This window comes from Treponema sp. (assembly GCF_052169735.1).
Lineage (GTDB): Bacteria > Spirochaetota > Spirochaetia > Treponematales > Treponemataceae > Treponema.
This window is the reverse complement of record NZ_JBQNBW010000037.1, coordinates 1-22,310: the sequence shown is the minus strand read 5'-3', so window position 1 is coordinate 22,310 and position 22,310 is coordinate 1. Positions and strand designations below refer to the sequence as shown.

Here is a 22,310-nt window from a genome sequence, read left to right as displayed (position 1 = left end):
AATCTTCTCTTTTTCTATGCTATACTCTTGTCTCTATGGACTATTACGCAGTGCAGGTGCGAACCGGTAGGGAACCGGAACTTTTAAAAAAGATACGGAAGCTGGGCGAAGAGGCTCAGCATGAAATACAAGCTTATTTTCCACGCCGCGTACTCTATATCAAAAAGAAAGGTATACGTCAAAAGGTGGATGCCCCGGTCTTTCCCGGGTATATTTTTTTGGAAGTGGAGGCTTTGTCGGTTCCGCTTTCCTGGCAGCTCCGGAAAACGCCGGATTTTTATCGTTTTTTACCGAATAATCAAAATCCGCGTCCGCTTGTCGATAATGACCTTTCTTTGCTGCGCCATTTTCTGTCTTTTGGCGAGGTCTCTACCCCTTCTAAGGTGTATTTTGATGAAAATACCCGCATTTGTGTGGTAGAAGGAGCCTTAAAGGGGCTTGAAGGGAAGATTATCAAGGTTGATCGGCGGAAACAGCGTGCCAAGGTTCTGCTGGATATGTATACCGATACCTTTCCTATCGATTTGGCTTTTGATGTGATAGAACCGGCAGCATCCGGTTCAAAATGAAGGAATCTTTAAAAATCTAACCGAGTTTTTAGAGATGCCCTAGTGATGCTTATGTGTGAAAGGGAGGGAGTTCATGTCTCAAAGTAATAAAGTACAGCCGACGATTTATATTATCGGGGCTGGACTGGCGGGTACGATGATTGCCCATGAAATACGGAAAAAAGGGATATTCGGCTGTGTTGCAGCCTTTTTGGATGATGATCCGCAGAAAATCGGCAGTAAAATTGATGGAATCCCGATTCTCGGTCCCATTCAGGATGTTGCACGGCTTATCAGGGTAGAGGCGCGGGATGAATTGCTGATAGCAATACCCAGTATTAAAGCAGAGCGGCTTCGCGAAATATATGCGATTGTCAAAGATGCCGGCTTTACTACTATTAAACTGCTGCCGGGTATCTCTCAAATTGTGGACGGTAATGCGCACCTTGTGCAGGCACGGGAGATCAATCCGCAGGATCTTTTGGGGCGTACCCCTATTAAAATCAGTTTGAAAAGCAGCCTTGCGTATTTGCGCGGCAAACGGGTACTGATTACCGGAGCGGGAGGGTCGATCGGCAGTGAACTCGCCCGGCAGCTTTTATCCGGCGGGGCGGAGCGGCTCTACCTTTTTGGGCATGGTGAAAACTCAATCTATCAAATTGATAAGGAGCTGCGCTTACTGCAGGAAGAGGGAGTCGGGGATAAGGCTACAATCGTACCCATTGTCGGGGAGCTAAAAGACCGCAGCTATATGCGCTATATCCTCAGTAAGCTCCGCTGTGATGCGGTGTTCCATACCGCTGCCTATAAGCACGTGCCGCTGATGGAGGCAAATCCCGTTGCCGTTATCGAAAACAATGTATTCGGGACAAAAAACCTGCTCGACGCTTGTATGGAAAACGGGGTAAAGCGTTTTGTGCTTATTTCCACGGATAAGGCGGTTAATCCCGTGTCTATTTACGGGGTTTCCAAGATGCTCAACGAGAAGATGGTACTCAATGCCGCCGCACGTATGCAGGAAACATCCGGTACGGACGGCTATGCCTATATGTTTGTCCGGTTCGGCAATGTACTCGGCTCACGCGGCTCCATTTTTCCGCTCTTTGTTGAACAGGTGAAAAAGGGCGGCCCGGTAACGGTTACGTCCCCCGATATGATCCGCTTTTTTATGACCATCCCGGAGGCGTGCTCTCTCGTGCTGCAGACGGGCGGGGTAGGGGTCAATGGACAATCCTACCTTCTCGATATGGGAGAGCCGGTGAATATTTTAGAAACCGCCCGTCAGCTGATACGGTATATGGGCTATGAACCGGATAAGGATATCCCGATAGAGATTATCGGGGTGCGCCCCGGAGAACGGTTGGAAGAGCCGCTCCTGAGTGAAACCGAGTATACGGAGCCTACCAACTACCCAAAAATCCTCAGACTGCAGAGCCGGGAACAATTCGCGGCTCCGGAGCTTGAAAAGCTGCTCACCCAGCTCTACCCTGTGTGCTGTTTTACCGGTGAAGGGCAGCATTACCGCGATAAAGAATATCTGATTGAGCTGCTCTGCAATGCCTGTACCTCGCTGCGGGAAGCGCTTCATTTTGAAAAAGGAGAAGTAGAAATAGTATGAATACAACGAATACAGCGGAACAAAAACCACTGCGGGAAGTGCCGTTTTTTAAGCCGTCTTTTGATCGCGCGGAAGAGGAAGCCGCTATCCGCGTATTGCATTCCGGCTGGCTGACCACCGGAAAGGAGACCCTTGCGTTTGAACAGGAGTTTGCCGCTATGGTACATAGCCCGTATGCGCTTTCCGTCAATTCAGCTTCGAACGGGCTGATGCTTGCAATGGAAGCATTCGGGGTAGGGCAGGGGACAAAAATTTTGACGAGTCCTTATACCTTTGTGTCCACAGCTACAAGCGCTTTGCATCTTGGCGGAGAGGCTGTCTATGCCGACATCTCATCTGATTCTTACAGTATTGACCCTGAAAAAATAGAAGATAAGCTCAAAAAAGATACAACCATCAAAGCGATTGTACCGATTCATATTGCCGGAAACCTTTGCGACATGAAGGCGATTAACACATTAGCGGAAAAATACCATGTTGCAGTAATCGAAGATGCAGCCCATGCCTTTCCTGCCGAAACAGCAGCAGGGTACGGCGGTACCTTGGGAGATGCCGGGGTCTTTTCTTTCTATGCTACCAAAACGATCACCACCGGAGAGGGGGGGATGGTCTGTGTCCGTAATGCTGAAGCGGCAGAACGTATAAAACTGATGCGTTCTCACGGTATTAACCGGACGATTTGGGATCGGTATACCGACAAACATGCCAGCTGGCAGTATGATGTTGTTGCGGAAGGCTATAAGTGTAATCTCCCTGATATTTTATCTGCTATCGGCAGGGTGCAGCTGCAAAAAGCTGAATCATTTTACCGTAAACGGAAGGCAATCGCTGAACGTTTTACCGCAGCCTTCAAGCCGCTGGACTTTTTTACCGTTCCGCCGGATGGAGAAGGGAATGCCTGGCATTTATACATTCTCAGGCTTGTGCCGGAAACACTGTCCGTAGGGCGGGATGATTTTGCCCGTGCGCTGCAGGAGCAGGGACTCGGTATTTCCGTTCATTTTATTCCGCATTTTGAGCTGACCTTTTTACGTGAACGGTACGGGCTGCGGGCGCAAGATTTTCCCAATGCCGCAGCGCACTATGCCCGGAGTATCAGCTTGCCGTTCTGGCCTGATATGAGCGATGCTGATGTGCAGTATGTTATTGATACGGTTATCAGTACCGCACAGCGGTTCTGCAGGTAAGAAGCTGGAGATGCCGAAAAAGTAACCACCTTTTGTGGCATCTCTACGTGTTTGCTGAAGGCTCACGTGTCTGCTAAAGGGAACCTCTAAAAATCTAACCGAGTTTTTAGAGATGCCCTAAAAGCTCACGTGAGGTTTTAGCAGATGAACTATGCGCACAGGAGGTGCATCGATATGATAGAGCAGTTTGTTTCCGACCTTAGTTTTGAAGATCAGCGCTATGCAGTACTTGTGCGTACGCCGGTGTCCTCCGGCATTATTGCTGCAGTACAGCTGCCGCCTTTACCGGAAGGTTATGCGTTCTATAGCGCCGCACAGCTGCCAGCCCGGTATGCTATCAGTGTTTTTGACTGCGATTTGCCGGTGCTTGCAAACCGTGAGTCGGCATATCAGGGGCAGGCGGTTGGGATATTGACCGGTACGGATATGGCTGTACTGGAGGCGCTGCGTAACGACACTGTTGTTACGGTGGAACCGAACCCGGAGGACAGCTTTGAAGCTGAACATACACATACGCTGTTTGACTATCCCATTATTGCAAAGGAAACATATTCGGTTGGGGACATCGATGCGTGTTTTGAAGCAGCGCCCGTAACCGTGTATTCATCGCTTAAAACGGCATCCCAGTATACCGCCCGTTCCGAACCGTTTTCCGCTATTGCAGTGTACCGTGAAGATGGGCTTGATGTGTATGTACCGACGCAGTGGCCGCTCCATGTGCGTTCTGCAGTTGCCGAGGCAACCGGGCTTGCAGAAAACTCTATCGTGGTGCATCCGGCAAAAACCGGAGAAACTGCCAATGAACTCTTATGGTATCCTTCACTGCTTGCTGCTCAATGCGCGGTTGCGGCAGTACTGGAGAAAAAAACAGTCGTCCTCACCCTGTCTGCTGCAGAAAGCCGTGCCGCAGCGCCCAAAACACCGGAGATGATTATAGAGCATAAATCTGTGGTGTCAGATAACAAAACAATTGAGGCAATGCAGATTTCCATCATTGTGAATGCAGGTGCCTGTTGTCCGCTTATCGGCAAGATATTAAAGCAAATGATCGCCTCTGCCCTCGGTCCCTATCATATTCCGAATTACCGGATCGAAGTCCGGGCGGCAAAAACACCGCAGGGGCTTATTGATATTTTTGAAGGCTGGGGGGATTATTATACATCAAATGCTCTGGAAAATCACATCAGTAAGCTTGTCCAAGAACATAATCTTGCACCGGTTGATTGGCGGCTTGCAACATTTCAAAAAGATTATTCAGGGGTTTTTACCAATATATTGAAAACAATCACCACAAAAAGCGATTTCGGCTGCAAATATGCTGCCTATCATCTTTTTAATAGCGGTAAACGGGATAAACACGACGGACGCTGGCGTGGGATCGGGATCGCTGCCGGCTTTCAGTACAGTGGCTGTCCGGCTGATTTTACCTATTCGGTTGAAATAGAGCTGAATGTGCATAATCAGCTGGTAATAAAGGCGGAGCCGGCAGCGGAGGATCTCAAAAAGATTATCCGAGCTATGGCTGCAGAAAAACTTGATATACCCGCAGAGAATGTGGTATTTGCCGGGCTTACCACCGCAGATATGAATAGCTGCGGGCCTGCGACAGCGGGTGTTACTGTTAGTGTTTTGATGCCGCTTGTGCAGCAGTGCTTAAACGATTTGTTGGATCAGCGCTTCAGAAATCCGCTGCCTCTTACCATTACCCGGAGCTATCACCTGCCGCAGCAAGACAGTACTATGCAGGGAAGTTCTGCTGATGTATCTGATGTTTCCGGCGCTCCTTTCTGTACGGCCGGGGATAAAGCTATCAGCATATCAGAGAAAAACACTGCTGCCTTTGTCTCTCAAACACCGGCTGTCTGTGTTGTGGAGCTTGAGTTGGATACAGTCTGTTATGCTGTTATGATCCGGGGCATTTGGTTTTCGTGCAGTCCCGGTAAGGTCTACGATACCAAGCGGGTGCTAAGCTATCTGCATAAAAATGCGGCAGCAGCTCTTTCCCGTATCTGTACGATAACACAGCTGCAAGTAGAGAATGCGGATGTGGATCAATATGGTACGGGGGATTCAGTATGTCTTTCTGATGAAACGGCGGCAAACAGCGTTGCAGATGAAGCGGTGTATAGTACTGAGGATGAAAAAGGCATTCCTATTCAAGCTGAGGGGGAGCAGAGCGCTGAAACTATTGAATCATCCCGGCGGTATTCTGAGTACCGGATCATCTTACCGAATGAGCTGCCTCCTCTTTCAGTCGAGGTTCTTGAACGGGATGCGCCTTTGAGCGCCTTTGCTTCGTGTGCGGAAAATATCCTGCCGGCAGCCTATCTTGCTGCACTTAATCAGATTTTGCTGCGCGTACCGGTGAGAATAGATTCCTTACCAATCCTTACGGAGGATATTTTTAAGGCACTGAGAGGGGGTAAGTGAGATGAAAATACGGTTCCGTTTAAACAATGAGCCGGTAGAGATCGAAGCGGCGGTAAATGAACGGCTGGTGGATGTGCTGCGTAGGGATTTCGGCTTACGCAGTATTAAAAAGGGCTGTACACAGGGTATCTGCGGATCGTGTACGGTATTGCTGAATAATAATCCCGTACCTTCTTGTATGCTGCCGGTATTCGCAGTGGAAGGAACGGATATTATCACCCTTGAATATTTTACTACGACCCCTGAATACCGAGAAATTCTTGCTGCCTTTGAGCATGAGGGGATTACGCTCTGCGGCTTCTGTTCAGCCGGTACTATTTTAACGGCACAGAGTATCGTTGCAAAATACCGAAGCCCTACCGAGGAGCAGATACGGGATGCCTATATCGGGACGATATGCCGCTGTACTGATATTATTTCGATTACTGCTGCATTGCAGCGGGTGTGCCGGTTGCGGAGGGGCAAAAAACATGAGCGATAGTTCCAGCATTTCTACCGTCAAAAACATATCTGAATTGTATACGTTGATGCAAAACGTAACAGATATAACACCGCTTGCAGGTACTACGGGCTTGTTAAAAAATTGCCGTGCTGACCGTTTTGTATTACCGAAGTCGATTCTACTGTTAAAAAATATCCCGGAGCTTGAAGCGATTGTAAAGCGGGAACGCTTTATTGAGTTTGGTGCAGCAGCGGCGCTCAATATCATCCTAGAACTCGGAGAAAAAAATGTACCCGCCATTTTATATCAGGCGCTCTCCGTTGCTTCAAACCCCGGTATACGCTCTCTTGCAACCATCGGCGGCAATATTGCACAGGCTCAGATGCAAAGCTCCAGCCTCATTCCGCTCATTGCCTTAGATTCTAAAATCGAAATACGGACAAAAAAAGAAACCTTTTGGATGCCTTTAATCCGGTATTGTGATGAAAGTTCCGCTGACTTACGGCAGCATTCTCATGTTATTTTGAGGATCAGAGTTCCTTTTGAAGAATGGACTATTTCTCATTATAAACGGTTAGGACCAATCGGGCATATTACCGATGAGACTGCCTCGTTTGTTTTTCTGGCGCGGATGCAAAAAAATATTCTTTCCGATGTAAAGCTCTTATTCGGTAAAACGCAGCTGATAAAAGTAAAGGAATTTGAAAACCTTTTAACAGGTAAGAGCCTTCCGATTGACCGGCGTAGTATCGGCGCTTTAATGAAAGAGACTGAAGTAATTTTTAAAGATACCTTTGATGCTTCCGATCTTTCGGATTTTCAGAAGCAATGCTTTTTGAATCTAATGGAAGAAAGTATGTATCTTTTAACACATTAGAACTTCTCTCAAAGAGAAAGGCGGGGAGTTCTATTTTAATGAGGGTATCTGTGTGAGTGAAAATGATAAAGTATATGAGCAGCTGGCAGCTATGATCAGAACTGCGAACCATTGTGTGGCTTTTACCGGAGCGGGGATCAGTACCTTATCCGGTATTCGGGATTTTAGAGGCAAAAATGGACTGTACACACTCCCCGAAACTGATAAAATGTTTGATATCGAGGTGTTTTATCAAACTCCATCTGTCTATTATGGCTTGGCACGGGACTTTATCTACGGTTTACAGGAAAAAGAACCTTCGATTGTGCACCAGGTTCTGGCTGGGCTGGAAGCGCAAGGTAAACTCGCAGCGCTGATTACCCAAAATATTGATCTGCTCCACCAAAAAGCAGGCAGCTGCCATGTCATCGAAGTGCACGGCTCTCCGTCTCGGCACAGCTGTACCGGATGCAGCTACACTACTTCTTTTGAAGATGTTGTTTCCGTTGCGCGTACCGGCGAAGTACCGCTTTGTCCCCGCTGCGGTCATGCCCTGAAACCTGATATTACCTTTTTTGGAGAGGCACTCCCGGCAGCTGCCATTACAGAAGCTCAGCAGGAATGCCGCCGTGCAGACCTCTTGCTGGTTTTAGGCAGCAGCCTGACCGTGTATCCTGCCGCCGCATTGCCGCAGATAACCTTACAGTCGGGAGGTTCAGTTGTTATTGTCAACGAACAGCCTACCTATTTTGACAGCTATGCGGCGCTCCGCTGTACCGATTTGGCAGAAACCTTTACCTATCTACGGCAGGCATTCGGCATCGAGGTATAAAACCACCTGATGCCGTTTTCACCGAACCAACTAAAAATGGTAGCCTATCTAGCGTCTCTAAAAATCTTAAGCTTATCAGCTTACTGGGTAAGGAAATGATTTGTCATATCCGCTAAAGCGGACAGCTAATTAGTTTTTAGAGACGTGTAATGAGTAAACCTGTTCGGAAATGTATGTTTCTGAACAGGTTACCTTGAAATGCGATGTTCTCAATCGTGCTATTTATACGATTGAGAACTCATCAACCTGGTCGACAACAAGGTATCGAACAGGTCTAGTGTTTAATGGCTATATGCACGCCCGAGCATGATCTTTTTCTGATTTTCGAGGCTTCGTGCAGGATTCATATAAATCCGTACCATAAAGAGGATAAAGCATACAGCTGCAAAGACAATACCAACTGCATACGAAATCGTAATCCCCTGCATACCAAGCCGTACCAGATTAAAGCATTCCGGCGCATACATCAGATAGGTTACGGAAACAGCTGACATAAAGGTTGCAGGAATAACTGCGATCCAGCAGCGGTTTTTATTGGGATAGTTGGTAGCAAGGTAGGCAGCTCCCGTCCATAACACAATCATTGCAAGTGTTTGATTAGACCACGAGAAATAGCGCCAGACTACGCTGTAATTGATAAGAGAAATGCCATAGCCGACCAGCAGGAGAGGAACAGCAACGGCAAGCCGTACCTTGAGTTTTTTCTCATCAAGTTTGAACCAGTCAAAGATAATCATACGTGCACTGCGGAATGCCGTATCACCCGATGTGATAGGACAGGCAATAACACCGACCATTGCAATCGCGCCGCCTACCGTTCCCAGCAGTCCTGTACAGATTGCAAAGACGGATTTAGAGTTGCCGCCGCCGATATCGAGCAATGCTTTCAGACCGGTACCTGAACCGTCTTTATTCCAGAAGAAGGCAATCGCTGCTGATGCCCACACCATGGCGATGATACCTTCTGAAACCATCGCGCCGTAGAATACCCAGCGTCCTTCTTTTTCATTCTTTAATGTCCGTGAAACGATGGGAGACTGTGTTGCATGGAATCCTGAAATTGCACCGCACGCAACTGTAATAAACATAAGCGGCCAAATAGGACGTTGCGTAGCACTGGGATAGAGGTTGTCCAGTGTCAATTCCATCATGGGACGGGTTCCGCTATTCAATATGGTAGCAACTGAAACACCGATTGCCATCAAAATGAGGAATATACCGAAGATCGGATATAACCGCGCAATTACCTTATCGACAGGAAGCAGTGTTGCAAGGAAATAGTACACCAGAATGATGATTGTCCATACCTTTACATTGAGCCATTCCGGGGTAAGCAGTGCAAGAAGTCCGGCTGGTCCAACCATAAACACAACACCGACCATAATCAGCAGAACCAAACCGAATACGCGCATGATGTTCTGCATAGTGTGCCCTAAATACTTCCCGGTTATTTCCGTGATACTGGAACCGTCATTCCGCAGCGAAAGCATACCGGCAAGATAGTCATGCACACCTCCGGCAAGCAATGTACCGCCGACAATCCAAAGATATACGCTTGGTCCCCATAAGGCGCCGGAAATTGCACCGAAAATAGGACCTAACCCGGCAATATTTAAAAGCTGAATTAAAAAAGCTTTAGGCTTAGAGATAGGTACATAGTCTATCCCGTCGGGATTCGCCATAGCAGGTGTCTTATTGCTGACATTAGGCTGAAACACCTTTTCTACAAATGTGCCGTAGATAAAGTAACCTACGACAAGCGCTGCAACACACAGCAAAAACGATATCATAAGAGTACCTCCTGTGAAGTGATTCGTGCGGAGGATTTAATACCCGCCGTCCTCGGCAACGCTCTGCGTCGTAACAAAGGGTATTAAAGCCGACTGCAACCACCTTATGAGAATAACAACCCCGATGCGGAGCGTCTGGGGTTGTTGATTCTACCCGTGATCCGAAAGACTTGCATTATCCTTTACGATCACTCTATAAAGTATAAATCCGTTTTTTCTGTTTGTAAATAAAAAAGAATGCTGTGTTTATAAGGCATCTTTTAAACCATACCTGCGTTTTTAGAAAATGCCCTGCTGTCCTTAAATCAACTTTGCTATCTTGCTGTAGAGGCTATTAACGGCGGCTGTTTGCGCTTCATCCAGTCCTGCGCCTGCACTGTCTATGAGCTGCTGCAGGGAGGCAAGATTTTCGTGCAGGGCTGTGTGGAATCCGCGCGAGGTTTTCAGCCAGAACGTACCGTTATCGTCGTTGAACAGGGTGATAAAGCCGAGCTGCTTGCTCTTCTGCTTTGCCGCAACCGTGCGGAAGATGAGCGGCAGCTGCTCCAGTAGGGCGGCTGTGTCATCAGGCAGCGTGAAGTTTTTAGTCCGCGGGAACGGGGTTTCCGAATCAAGGGGCTGGAGCGGAAAGGCTTCGGCGATGCTTAACACCAAGCCGAACTTTTCTCCGGCTAACAGCTCATAGCTGCCGAAGGTGATTTTTGCCCGCAAGTTTTTCAGCTGCTCTAGCTTGCCGTCGTAGACAATACTGCCGTTTTCAAGCGAGGAGACCTCCTGAATGCCGCCGGACGTTTTAGCCGGCGTACTGTTATAGAGGGGCGCACTGCTTTCAGCCGCCCCTTCATTGAGGTCTGCCTGTATTTGCTGTTGTGCAGCGCCTTTCTGCTGCCGCTCTGCCCGCAGTTGCTCCACCGTATGCCTAAACTGCTCCCACGGCAACAAGAGCTGCTTTTTCCCTTTCATCTTTTGTATAATGTACGGGGTGCCGCAGATAGATACCGTCTCCGGCTGTTTCTCGTTTGCAGAACCTCCGGCTGTGCTGACGGCTCCTTTTCCGCCTGCGGTTTCCGCTGCGAAGCCGTGCGGTACTGCTCTTCCTGCACTGCCGGAGGAGCCGGACACACCGGTGACCTGCGCGTTTTTACCGCTGCCTTTTCCGATTCCTCCGGTTGCCCGCTCAGCCCGTGCCCGCGCTTCCTGTGCCGCTTTTTTGTCGAGGAGCGCAGGGGCGACCAGGGCTACAATGTCTTTGGAAAGGGGTGAAACCGACATGGCATACATCCGTGACGTATGCACAATCTCTCCTGCAACGATAAAGGCTTGATGCTCCTTATACATACAGGAACCCGGATGGATGGAAATCTTTTCGGTGGTAAGGCTGCGGTACACATCCCGCCCCTGCGCAGCGCACACAAATTGGATCATACCGCGGGCAACCGCCGTCAAATAATCCGCGGGTTTTCCGCCGGAGAGAATCGGCACGCCCATATCGGAGACAATCAGCTCCAGCTGCTCTTTGATGTTGGCAATTTCCGCCATAATCCGCTCGTCGAGGTAAAAGCGTTCACAAAATTTCTTTTGATTGTCTGCCTGCATATATTGCCGGTAGACCTTGAGGAAGGACACAAAGTCTCCGAGCGGATCGCGGAATGCTGCGTGGGCTTTTCTCGCTTCAAGCTCTTGCCCGTCGGGAAAGAGGAAGGGGCTGCGTGCCGATAAAAAGCCCGCGGCAATCAATACATCCTCAATCGATTCGGGGTAATAGAGCACTGCCTCCACAATCATACGGGATTGGCGCGGGCTGAGCGGGAAGAGGCACATCATCTGCCCGATTTTACTCAGGCTGTTATCGCTCTCCAACGCGCCGAGCATATTGAGCGTATCTACCGCACCGATAATGCCCTTCTTGCCGGGCGGGGAAATAAAATCGAAGTTCGCAAAGTCGTAGATACCCAGCTCCGCCATCCGCATTACCACCTCAGAGAGGTCGGTGCGGTAGATTTCTTCTGTGGTGTACATCACGCGGGTTTCAAAATCCTTGCGGGTGTAGAGGCGGTAACACACCCCCTCCTGCGTCCGCCCAGCGCGTCCCCGCCGTTGATTACACGAAGCCTTCGACACCGGCGCTTCATCCAAGCTCGATGTGTAGGTAAAGGGATTGTAAAAATTCAGCTTTGACAAACCGGAGTCGATGACTGCCGCAATATCATTGATGGTGATGGAGGTTTCGGCAATATTTGTTGCGATAACAATCTTCTTTTTCCCGAACGGCGGGGACTTAAACACCCGCTCCTGCTCTTCCTTGCTCAAGCGCCCGTACAGCGGCAGCGGATAGAGCTTGCGGAACCACGGCTCATGAGAGAGCCGTTCGATACAGTTCTTAATTGCCCGCTCACCGGGGAGAAACACAAGGATTGCTCCGGGGCGGCCCTCGCTTAAAATCCGCCCGACAATCACTGCGATTTTATCGAGCAGCGCAGTTTCCGCCGCAAGCGTTTCCGTAGAGGCTGTCAGCGCGGGCGGATCAAAGATGAGCGTAACCGGATAGGTCATCGCATCGATTTTAATAACCGGACACTCATTAAAATACATCGAAAACATATCAGTGTTGATGGTTGCCGACGAGATAATTACCTTAAAATCATGCCGCTCCTGCAAAATCCGCTTGAGCAACCCGAGAATAAAATCGATATTCAAACTGCGCTCATGCGCCTCATCTACCATAATAACGGAATACTTGCTGAGCCATGGGTCAAGTTTAAGCTCCTGCAAGAGAATCCCGTCGGTCATAATCTTTATCTTGGTTTCCGGCGAGGTATGATCTTCAAACCGCATCTTGTAGCCAACCGTATCGCCGAGCGGAACCTTCAGCTGATGTGCAATAAATTCACTGACGGAAAGAGCCGCAATCCGCCGCGGCTGGGTAACGCCGATCATACCGGTTTGCGTATAGCCCGCCTCGTGTAAAATTACCGGCAGCTGGGTCGTTTTTCCCGATCCGGTAGGGCTTTCGACAACAATAACTTGATGCCGTTCCAAACTCTCTAAAATCCGTGCCTTTTGCTCATAAACAGGCAGCTGTGTATACTTCATCATTAAGAAAAGTATAGCGCAGGAGCGGTTTGTATGCAATGCGCACTGCCGAGAATCCTCCATGTACTGGTGCGGAAGAATACCATCTGTATTTTTTTAGTACAAAGTTACTGGTGCTGGCGAGGTGCACCAATTCCCTTTATAAAATGAATTCAAACTGATTCTATGTAAAAATCCTTCATCTTTACACAGCGCAGATGAAAAAGATAGCACGAAAAAAGGCATCGCCGTTAAAAACCAAAGTCTTTAACGGCGATGCCCAAAACTCTTATTTTACCTCACAAAATACCTATTTTCCTACATAGAATGCCGCACGGTAATCTGAATTGGTTTTAAACCCTACCGCAACAGGCATCTTCACTGTAGTATTGTAATGCTTTGCCTTCGTTTGAATACAGATACGGCCGCTTGCTGCCCGTTGGTTAAGCGGAGCAGTCATTGTTTCCCAGCCAGCTACATCTGTTCCCGTATTGTTAAAGTCCATAGAGGTTTTATAGGCAATGCGGATAGCATCGTACGAGTTAGGTCGGAACATATACGTAATGTAGGGAGCGGTGCCATCCATGGTCATCTCTATAGACGTACCGGAATCATCCAGTATTTCGGAAGTGCCAAATGCATACTTTACTGAACCGGTATCGGACGTATTCGTTGATTTTACATACACGAGTTGCCCTCTGGTATTTTGGAACGCGATATGCAGTATCCCATCGCTGCCGATACATGCGTTGACGCAGTCGCTTGCAGTCTTGCCATTCTTGTCCGAAGAATCGAGAACCTTTTGAATCTTCCAATCGTCTGGTGACGTAGGCTGTTTTGACGTGCTTCTTGCAAGGCGTACGGTTCTCGTAGGAGCATCTATGTACGCTACAACAGGATAACCGTCTTTAGTTACCGTAACATCAACGGATTCCCATACCCCATTTGAAACGGTAAGCCCATCTTCAAAATTGTTCAGTATATACGGAGCCTTATAATTTGAGCCGTTGGGACTTACAAAGGTAAATATATTATCCGGCGGATTAGCTCCCGGAGTATTTTCCAAGTGATCCGGTACTTTGCATTCGCTATCTGTTACGTCGGTATTGCTGTCTATGACGCACCATGGGAGTGCATGGATTCTTGTATCCGGTTTTTTGCTATCATCTACCCAGGCAAATTTTACCGCTGCGGTTAACGCGTCATAATAGACAACATAGATGTTGTTGCCGGAACGCACAGTCCGTATACTTTTAAACTGCTGCAATTCATTATCGTAGGTATACAGTTCAAACCGATACACATTAGTATGCCTAGTTCCAACGGCTGCATCCTTATCATAGAGGTATATACCGCCTGCATACTCAGGAGTGGTATCATTCCATGGGAATTTTTTTCCGTTGTGGGTTGAACCATCGCCCCACTGATAAGCACTTCCACCTTGATAACTTGCAGCATAGAGTACATTTACTTCCCCTCCGTTTACGATTATATCTGTTTCTTCCGGCGGATCGTATCCTGTAAACATCCTTCTTACACCGTTTACACCGTGTTGTTCTACGACAACAGGAGTACCTCCTGTAAATTGCTTTGAATAATATACCGCCGCAGTTGAGTTATTGCAAAATGAAGCATAGAGCGTGCCGTTACTATCTTTCGTCATTGCAGGATAGATGGCATTTTTACTGCCCGTAAACGTGTCTTCCTTACTTACACGCCAAATATGCACAAACCTGTCGTCGGAATGTTCTTTAGCTCCGTATGTATCGGATTCTTCCGTATTGCTTGCGGTATACGCATTTGTATTGTTCACCGCAGCAACACCGTTTACCACAAGATTCAGATAGCCGTCTTTTGCCGTATCAGGAACTTTAAAGGTATAAGACGATCCGCTCAAAGTTAGGTTCTCCATTTCAAGTGCTGCAGAACCGGTGCCGTCCTTATTTGCGGTAATCTTTAAAGAAGTTCCGCTTCCCGTTGTAAAGTTAAAGCCGGTAAGCGTATTGTCTTCTTCTCCGCGAAGCAAGGGTATGGCACCGCTTCTCGCCCGCTTTGTATTGTATGCGCTGTTTCTGCCGACACCCGTAATATACGGTACGACATCCACCTGCAATGTTGTCGATGCGGTATGAGGTGTAGGAGCTGTAGCCGGAGGGATTTTCTCACCTATATCCTTTACCGTTACTTTGACAATTTTATCAGTTCCAACTCCGCCTTCTATCTTTGAACTATTCCAGTCAAGCTGCCATGTTATTGTATGACCGGTTTTCACATTGAATTCGGAACTCATAATTGTCAACAGCCAGCCGTTTGTGTTAAAGAACGTATTTCTGTTCAAAATATAGCTATCATATTCGGTAGAAGTACCCGACGGCTTCGGCAGATAATTCGGGTTATAGACCTCAGTACCTGTTCCTATATCCTTAAACTTTTTATTGGAAGAGTCATATTCGGTTAGCTTGGTTTGGGTACCGCTTGCTGCACCGGCTACGCCGGCAAAGGTAAAGTCGGTAATTTGTCCTAAAATCTCATTAATGACATGATCATCATGAGCAGTTCCACGAATACTTATCTTACCAGAAACCTTGTCATCCCTATCCAGCTGTTTGTCCGAATTACCGTCTGTAAACCGGGCAGGCAAATCTTCTTTTCTTTCGATATGACCGTTTGCCCTGCTGTTTTGGTACAGAGAGTTATCCGTTTTACTATTCCAGTGGAACGGCAGAATGACCACCGCCGGATTCGTTTGATCAAGCGCATCGAAGAGCGTGGTAATATTGACCTTAGCCCAAGAGCTATCCGTTCCTTGAGTAAAGCCGTGCGCCTCATCCCAGAATTCAAGTGTTATGGTGGTAGGCGTACTGCCATTTGAATTGCCGATTGCAGTTAAATCATCTTCCGTTAAAACAATTTCCTTATTACTTGGAATCGATCGTAAATTATCGCCTATCGTAGTATCGCCTTTTTTCAGCCGATATTTGACGGTACCCTGCTGTTCACCGTCAAATTCAACCTTGATCTTTGAAGCGGTCTTACTCTTTAAGGCAAAGTTTTTACTTACCACAGTCACCGTCTGATCCAAGTTAGCATCCATGGTTCTCGTTATCATAGTCTGCGGATCGGTTTCTGCAGGATCGGTTTTATCGGTTTTAACCGTTTGTCCGCCGATTTCGGTTTGGAGTGTAACCTTAGAAATCTTTACCGGCTTGTTCTTTACCCGCACTTCAATAGAAGGAGACGTGTATGTATTGTCCCGTTTATCGGTAATTTCGTAGGAGAGCGTCCCCTTTCCGTCGTCCAGCGTACTTACATCAATTTGTCCTTCCCACGACCAAAGCCCGCTTAAACTCGAAACAAGACTTGTTTCCGGTATAGTTAGTTCTTGAGAACTACCGTTTACCGTTACGGTAACGCTAACCTCTTTAACACCTATTCCTTCATCATGCGCAACACCTTTTACCACCCAATCACCGTTCGCATTATAAATCAACGAAGCTCCTTTACTATACAGCACATAGTTCTGTTCTCCTGCTGCAATCGCAGGCGTAAACACAACTTTATCACCGGTTACGGACTGTATCGTAAGCGCTTTGCCTCCTGCTAATATACCAAGCTTGCTGTAATCGGTTGAAGGCGCCAATTCTCTTATTTTAGTTGCTATGTCAGTATCCGTAATCGAGGTGGCTTCAAAATTACCGGTACCGATAAGTTTATGTTCCCCGTAGGCTCCTATAGGCGCGTCGGTATCGATTTTAAACGTAAACTCCTTTTCGGCATATAAACGCTTATTGGTATCTTCTTCCACAGAAAGGGTAAACTTAAATTCTTGTTTCTCCTTTGCAGCCTGTTTCAGGTCACTCAGCGTGAGTGGTATTTGTAACTTATAATTCTTTTTGCCGGATTCGGTTGGCGGGTGAGCAGTATCTTCAACAATCCAGCCGGCTGTAACAGCACTATCTAAATCATATTCAGTACCGTTTTTCAAATCCCCCGTAATTTTTATGTTCTTTATACCCGATTCATCATACACTGAGCCGGTAAGTTTATAATTATCGGCTATCCACATATTGGGAACATAACTATAGGAATTTCCGCCCTGTTCAAGTTTAAGCGGAATCTTACTGCCGATAGTCGGAGCAAACTTATCAATAACTATCTTGATAGGAGCCGTCCACTCTCCCATCTTATTGTCCGTCTTATTTTTTGCACGCAATCTAAACCAGAGTTCCCAGCGACCATCATCGGCTGGATTAGGCGGGGACTGATCCGGCTTGTTTAGTTTTCCATCACCGTTTACATCGATGCGCCAAGAAGCTCCTGAGTGCGTTCCGTCAGTGTTGGGAACAAGGACACCGTTACCGCCATTCCACCAATCTTTGCCGTTAAAATTGCAGTTTGTACTGTCAAAGGTATGTTCATCTTTCGAAAACTGAATGTGTACTTCACCGACATCATCGGGTGTTCCCACGGCTACCGTTCCGGTACCGAATATCTGAATAGTACCGCCAACAATAGACCCTGCTGTGGGAGAAAGAACTTCCACGATCGGTTTTGTCCCGTCCGGATTATACAGTACGGTAATTTTTCGAACAGCCTTATTTTCAACTTTATCTTCGGTAAGGATATATACCGGTATATCGTAATACGCAGGTGTTCCCGTATTCTGCGGACCGTATGCCGTGTGTCCGCCGCCTGAAGCTAAGTCAGCGGTAAAATCAAGCGTAAGACTCCAGTTTGCCGCAGTTGAAGTTTTCATAGCTTTCCATCCGGCAGTATCGGCAGTAGGAATCCCCGATGCAGAAGGCACAACAATCCACTTTGTGGCTGCCGCTTTTACACCGGCACCCTGTGCTCCATCGTCAATGCTTCCTTGAATGGTTATCTTTCCCGATTGGGCGCTCGTCGCCGCAGGATAGGTTAACTCAACGGTCGGTGCTGTCCTATCCATTACCACAGTTTTTAGGACATCCGTGCTTTTTCCAGCCTTATCTGTAGCACGTATCGTAAGTTTGTGCGTTCCTTCACTCAGATCAGTGCCGGTAAAAGAAATACTCCAATCCTTAGTTGATGAGTTGATAGCCGTCGTCTCTTTGATACTCTGCCCGTCGTCCAGAATCTGAATCTTTTTAATACCGTTCACATCATCCGCTTTTCCCTCCACAGCAAAACTGGTCTTAACAGAAACAGTATCTTCTCCTTTTCCGTCAATTTTCACTCCCGTTAGAGAGGGATTCGTTATATCTATAAGAACGGTCTTCTGTTCAGATTTACTTTTATTGCCGAGGTTATCTTCAGCGCTAAAGTACAGTGTATACGTTCCTTCTGCCATGTTTGCATCGGGAGTAAAGCTATATGAACCGTCAGTACCTTTTGTTAGCGGCTTAGAGGTAAATGCAGCATCGCCTGCTTTTTCATAGTGTACCTTTGCTGTACCGGCTTTTATCCCCGCATTGTCGAAAATAGAGGCGCTCAATACCGGACGCAGCGTATCAACAGAAGTTGTAACCGGTTCTAGTTGTGTTACCGACGGTCCCTCCGTATCAACCACAACGGTCAACACCTTTTCCTGTCCCTGTGCCGTCATGGTAAACGTATATTCACCTGCATCAGGGGCATTAGCAAGTACATAGTCTTTCGGCGTGTCAGCTGCCAAAATCTTAGGTGCTGTCCAGTTGCTAAACCAGCCGGGAACATCTGCTTGCGGTATAGGCGTAGTACCGTTTTTAATATCTATGGTGATAGTATCGGGGGACGGTACCGGATCTAAATAACCGCCGATCGTTATTTTAAATTTTCCCTTTGCATACAAAGTACCCGCATGTTTTTTTACGATGTAGGCAGTTGTATCGCTAGGATTATTCGGATTGCCCAAAGTACCTTCCGGAATTTTAAAGGTAAGTTTTGCCGGCTCAACAGAAGTAATCTTCACCTTGTGCTTAAAAAAAGCTTCGTTCCCTGCATTGTCCACCGCTTTAATGTGTATTGTTTTCCCCACAGGGAGGGTAGCGGTAGGAAATCTTTCTATATAGCCGTCTATCTTATAATTCTTGCCATCAGGCGTGCCATTTAGCTGTTGCCAACCGGTGTTCGGTGCAGTCGTTACCGTATTTTCCGTAACAGCATAGTATACTTCTTTTATGCCGCTTACAGGATCCTTAATAAGACCGGTAATTTTAATCGGATTGTCAGAGGTAGAAATCTCCCCATCACTTGGTTCGCCGGAAGCCAGTACTCCGGCAAACCTGATATTGTTGTCAGGATGGGTGCCAGGGGGTGGAGGAGGGTCGGTTGTTACAAACTCCGGTGCTGTCTTATCTACCACAACCTTCACCGTGTAAGAGGCAGCTTTACCGGCTTTATCTTTTGCCGTTATTTCGATGTCATGGCTGCCTTCTCCAAGTGTGAATTCTTTTGCAATAGTTCTTAAAGACAGCGCTAGGTCTTCCCCTTTCACCTTAAATTCTTCAAGTCCGTGTGACTCTACAATGTTTCCTATTATTTTTACTTTAGTATGCTGACTATATATGATATTGCCGGTATCAGTATGTGTTTTCACCTCTGCATCACTATTGTCTATTTCAATAAGCTGTACATCGCTAATTTTGGGTTCTGCTTTGTTATAGGTGAAGCTTACCGTTTCGGTCTTCGAGTTCCCAACTTTGTCTTTTGCCGTAACAGTGAGGATATATTTTCCCTCAGGAAGAGTACCGACATTATATTCCCATATTTCTCTACCTGTTACAGCGGGGAGCGCCGGTGCTCCGCCGTCTTCCCTTGTAAGCGTTGCCGTTATCGGATCAGTCTCTGCTAATCCGGAAAGGTTGTCCAATGCTGTGCCTTTAATCTTAAAGCCGTTCCCTTCATCTCCAAACAAATTACCAACAGGATATGTTATCTTTAGATCAGGTTCCTTTACATCGTAGAAAATATTATACGTTTGCTTAGCAGAGTCACCGGTCTGAGATGTTACCCATACAATCAGCTTGTAAGCAGTATCATTATCTTGATCAAATGCAGCTGAAGGTACCTCAAAACTTGTGTAAGGAGGAGGAGGATTGATAGGTATAGGTAATGGTGGTGTCGATCCGGCTTTATAGCATTGATAAGACAGGCTTTGAACGCTATCATCAGCGGCTATGATGAAGTTTGTGGTTACCTTCATCGAATCATCCTTTTTCAGGTAAACCGGTTGCGTGATATTAGTATTATCCGTGGTTTCCTTATGGGACACCGTTCCCTCTATCTTTTTTACATATACCTCCGGTTTGTCACCGTTTTTGCCAAGGTAAACCCGTAAACGCCTTTATCAACACCTTTAAGATCGGGAATCAGCGGGTATTTCTCATTTTGATCAGTTCCCTGTACCAGCAATATATACTTGTTGGGTATGGAAAGCCCCAGTTCTGTGTCGATCTTCAAGGTGACAAGGTAATTACTGCCTTGCTTTGCTCAAGAAATATTGCTGTTCTGAATGCGTATCGCGTTGGCTGGAGGAAAGTCAGCGCTGTTTATCTTCTCCTCCGAAGGATAGGCTAAGCCTCCGGTATAGGCTGAAAAATCAGCAAGCGTCATTAAGAAAAAGTTGTACTTCTCCGGCGCATTAAGCGGAACGCCGTCTAAGTTACAGCTCAGCTGTACTTTCAGCGTACCGTCTAAATAGAGAGTTGGTAAGACGGCTGTCGGTGGGGTCGCTTCAAGTTCATCCCGTGCAACCGGTTTGTCTCCGGCAATGGCAAACCGCGGATTCCGCGACGGGTTCAAGGCAAAGGTCCCTTTTTTGGAGCCTTCACCGCCAAGCTGAGCGGCAGCTAATATCTTGCGGACATCTTCTGCTGTTTTTGGGTCTACAGCAGAAGCCCCCCCCCCCCCCCCGGAGGTATAAATACTGTGCAGCATAGCATACACTTCCTGTATCTTATACGCACTGAGCACGGGCTTATATAAATCGTCAAAAAGGTAATAGCGATCGGTCGTATTTCCCGTACCGGCGCCAGAATCACCGGGGTTGTTGTATTCTTTTGCGGAGTCCGTTACGGTAATACCGTATTCATACTTTTTAGTTCCGCCGTTTTCCTCGCCGTTATATAAGGGTTTATAAAAAGGATTGTCTGTACTGTTTCCAAACGAATCTACTGTTATGCGGATATTTTGAGGAATATTGTTCAGCGTTTTTTCACGCTTTTGTCCGTTTCCCTCTGCAGTGATCTTCAACATTGGCACCGCCGATTCGTCATACACCTGACCAACCAGCAAAAAGTCAAAACCGAACTCATCAGGAGTACTGTCCTTAAGAGATACATCCTGTGTAATAGCCGTACTCGGTCTATTCAAAATGAGCAAAGGAGGAGTGTTGTCTATCGTAAAGGCGCTGGTTACGGTCGATACTTTACCGACGGTATCCTTTACCTGAATTTCTACCTTATAGTCACCGTCGCTAATCGGATATTCTCCCTTCGGGTTTATATCTAATATCCAATAGCCGTCCTTGGAAGATGTTTTTTTTAAGAACGCATCACCGATATTTATCTTTGAATTCTGGGCATTGGCTGTTGTGATAACCGCGGTAACAGCATCGCCCCCCGTATCATCATCAGCTTTAACAGCCAGTTTAAATGCCCCTTTAATGATCGCATTATTCGGAGGATACACACTATCATTTTTAATCGTCGGCGGGTTTATATCAATGGTTTCCCCTAATCCGACCGAGTTTTTACAGGTAGTAAACAAGGCAATACAGCACACTATTACGGCGGCTGTCCATACTGTCCGACCCATCTGTGTTTTTTTCATAATAAAGCTCCTTAACATGCAATAGCTTCTGTAAAGAAATGATTCATAATATCTGCTCAAGCGGATTGCGAATCACCTTTGGAGAATGCTGCATTGGTGCGCGAGAAGCGTACACGAGAATAGGAGAGTTTGCCTTTGTGCAAACTCATTGTTTATTACCGCCACGGACGGCGGTGGTTATAGCAGTAGCGACATTTTGGCTGTGCCAAAATTCGCCATCAAATAATACACAAGGATGTATATTGTTTGATGAACGCGCTATTTCAGCGGCTGAAAATAAACTTTCCTCCGCTCTAGTATAGAAGGATGCCTCTATACAACACTGTTGTATAGAGACGCTCAGCGCCATGAAAGCGTTCCGGTTGTTTCACATAACCGTACTTACACTTTAAAGCTGCTCCGCTAATATTTCGGTGTCTCCCATTAATGTATAATGCAAAATGTTTCGATATTCCGGGATAACTCAAAAAACATGTAATCCACCCATTCGTCTTTCAGCTATTCCCATACTTTTAGATATGACCTTTTATAAAGATGCAAAGCGTTATTATTTTTAACTTAATTGTCCGTAGCACGCAATATAGTCCTACTATGATCCACGGACAAGCATCGGGCTGATTATCTCCAAAAGCACGGTTCATGTCAATAGGAGCGGTTCCGTCTTTCAGGGATTCCGCATTATAACGATCCGAAGAACGAGAAATAGCCTTTGCCGAGGGAATGTCCAAAGGCATATCTCAAGGAA

Annotated in this window: 12 protein-coding genes; 7 read left to right on the top strand and 5 right to left on the bottom strand. The window is 46.9% G+C overall.

The features are described 5' to 3' along the window. The first annotated feature begins 35 nt into the window (after positions 1-35). The 7 genes from loaP to ACTTJ8_RS07405 all read left to right on the top strand — a co-directional run bounded on the left by loaP (position 36) and on the right by ACTTJ8_RS07405 (position 7,913). On the top strand, positions 36-569 hold the full coding sequence (loaP, locus tag ACTTJ8_RS07435) for an antiterminator LoaP (protein WP_442715556.1): 534 nt from the start codon (positions 36-38) through the stop codon (positions 567-569). Between the two features lie 73 nt (positions 570-642). Continuing rightward, positions 643-2,166, top strand: coding sequence for a polysaccharide biosynthesis protein (locus ACTTJ8_RS07430; RefSeq protein ID WP_442719229.1), 1,524 nt, complete (start codon positions 643-645; stop codon positions 2,164-2,166). Continuing rightward, a complete protein-coding gene (locus ACTTJ8_RS07425) occupies positions 2,163-3,353 on the top strand; it encodes a DegT/DnrJ/EryC1/StrS aminotransferase family protein (RefSeq protein WP_442720769.1) in 1,191 nt (396 codons plus the stop codon). Before ACTTJ8_RS07430 ends, ACTTJ8_RS07425 begins: the two co-directional genes overlap by 4 nt. Positions 3,354-3,527: 174 nt before the next feature. Further along, the gene (locus ACTTJ8_RS07420) at positions 3,528-5,783 is read left to right on the top strand and encodes a molybdopterin cofactor-binding domain-containing protein (RefSeq protein ID WP_442719661.1); all 2,256 of its coding nucleotides are present in this window, start codon (positions 3,528-3,530) and stop codon (positions 5,781-5,783) included. 1 nt (position 5,784) lies between these two features. Continuing rightward, positions 5,785-6,264, top strand: a complete 480-nt coding sequence (locus tag ACTTJ8_RS07415) for a (2Fe-2S)-binding protein (protein ID WP_442715560.1) — start codon at positions 5,785-5,787, stop codon at positions 6,262-6,264. Further along, complete coding sequence (locus tag ACTTJ8_RS07410) at positions 6,254-7,102, top strand: FAD binding domain-containing protein (protein WP_442720768.1); 849 nt, start codon at positions 6,254-6,256, stop codon at positions 7,100-7,102. Before ACTTJ8_RS07415 ends, ACTTJ8_RS07410 begins: the two co-directional genes overlap by 11 nt. Before the next feature lie 52 nt (positions 7,103-7,154). After that, the gene (locus ACTTJ8_RS07405) at positions 7,155-7,913 is read left to right on the top strand and encodes a Sir2 family NAD-dependent protein deacetylase (protein ID WP_442720767.1); all 759 of its coding nucleotides are present in this window, start codon (positions 7,155-7,157) and stop codon (positions 7,911-7,913) included. 281 nt (positions 7,914-8,194) lie between these two features. On the opposite strand, the gene ACTTJ8_RS07400 is transcribed toward ACTTJ8_RS07405, so the two are convergent. The 5 genes from ACTTJ8_RS07400 to ACTTJ8_RS07380 all read right to left on the bottom strand — a co-directional run bounded on the left by ACTTJ8_RS07400 (position 8,195) and on the right by ACTTJ8_RS07380 (position 21,565). Beyond that, a complete protein-coding gene (locus tag ACTTJ8_RS07400; RefSeq protein ID WP_442715563.1) occupies positions 8,195-9,703 on the bottom strand; it encodes a carbon starvation CstA family protein in 1,509 nt (502 codons plus the stop codon). Between the two features lie 300 nt (positions 9,704-10,003). Then, complete coding sequence (locus ACTTJ8_RS07395) at positions 10,004-12,796, bottom strand: helicase-related protein (protein ID WP_442720772.1); 2,793 nt, start codon at positions 12,794-12,796, stop codon at positions 10,004-10,006. Positions 12,797-13,085: 289 nt separating this feature from the next. Further along, a complete protein-coding gene (locus ACTTJ8_RS07390; protein WP_442720766.1) occupies positions 13,086-19,937 on the bottom strand; it encodes an Ig-like domain-containing protein in 6,852 nt (2,283 codons plus the stop codon). An 86-nt stretch (positions 19,938-20,023) separates the two neighbouring features. Continuing rightward, complete coding sequence (locus tag ACTTJ8_RS07385) at positions 20,024-20,194, bottom strand: hypothetical protein (RefSeq protein WP_442720765.1); 171 nt, start codon at positions 20,192-20,194, stop codon at positions 20,024-20,026. Positions 20,195-20,224: 30 nt separating this feature from the next. After that, positions 20,225-21,565 carry a hypothetical protein gene (locus tag ACTTJ8_RS07380; protein ID WP_442720764.1) on the bottom strand — a complete coding sequence of 447 codons (1,341 nt, stop codon included), beginning with the start codon at positions 21,563-21,565 and terminating at the stop codon, positions 20,225-20,227. Between the last annotated feature and the right edge of the window lie 745 nt (positions 21,566-22,310).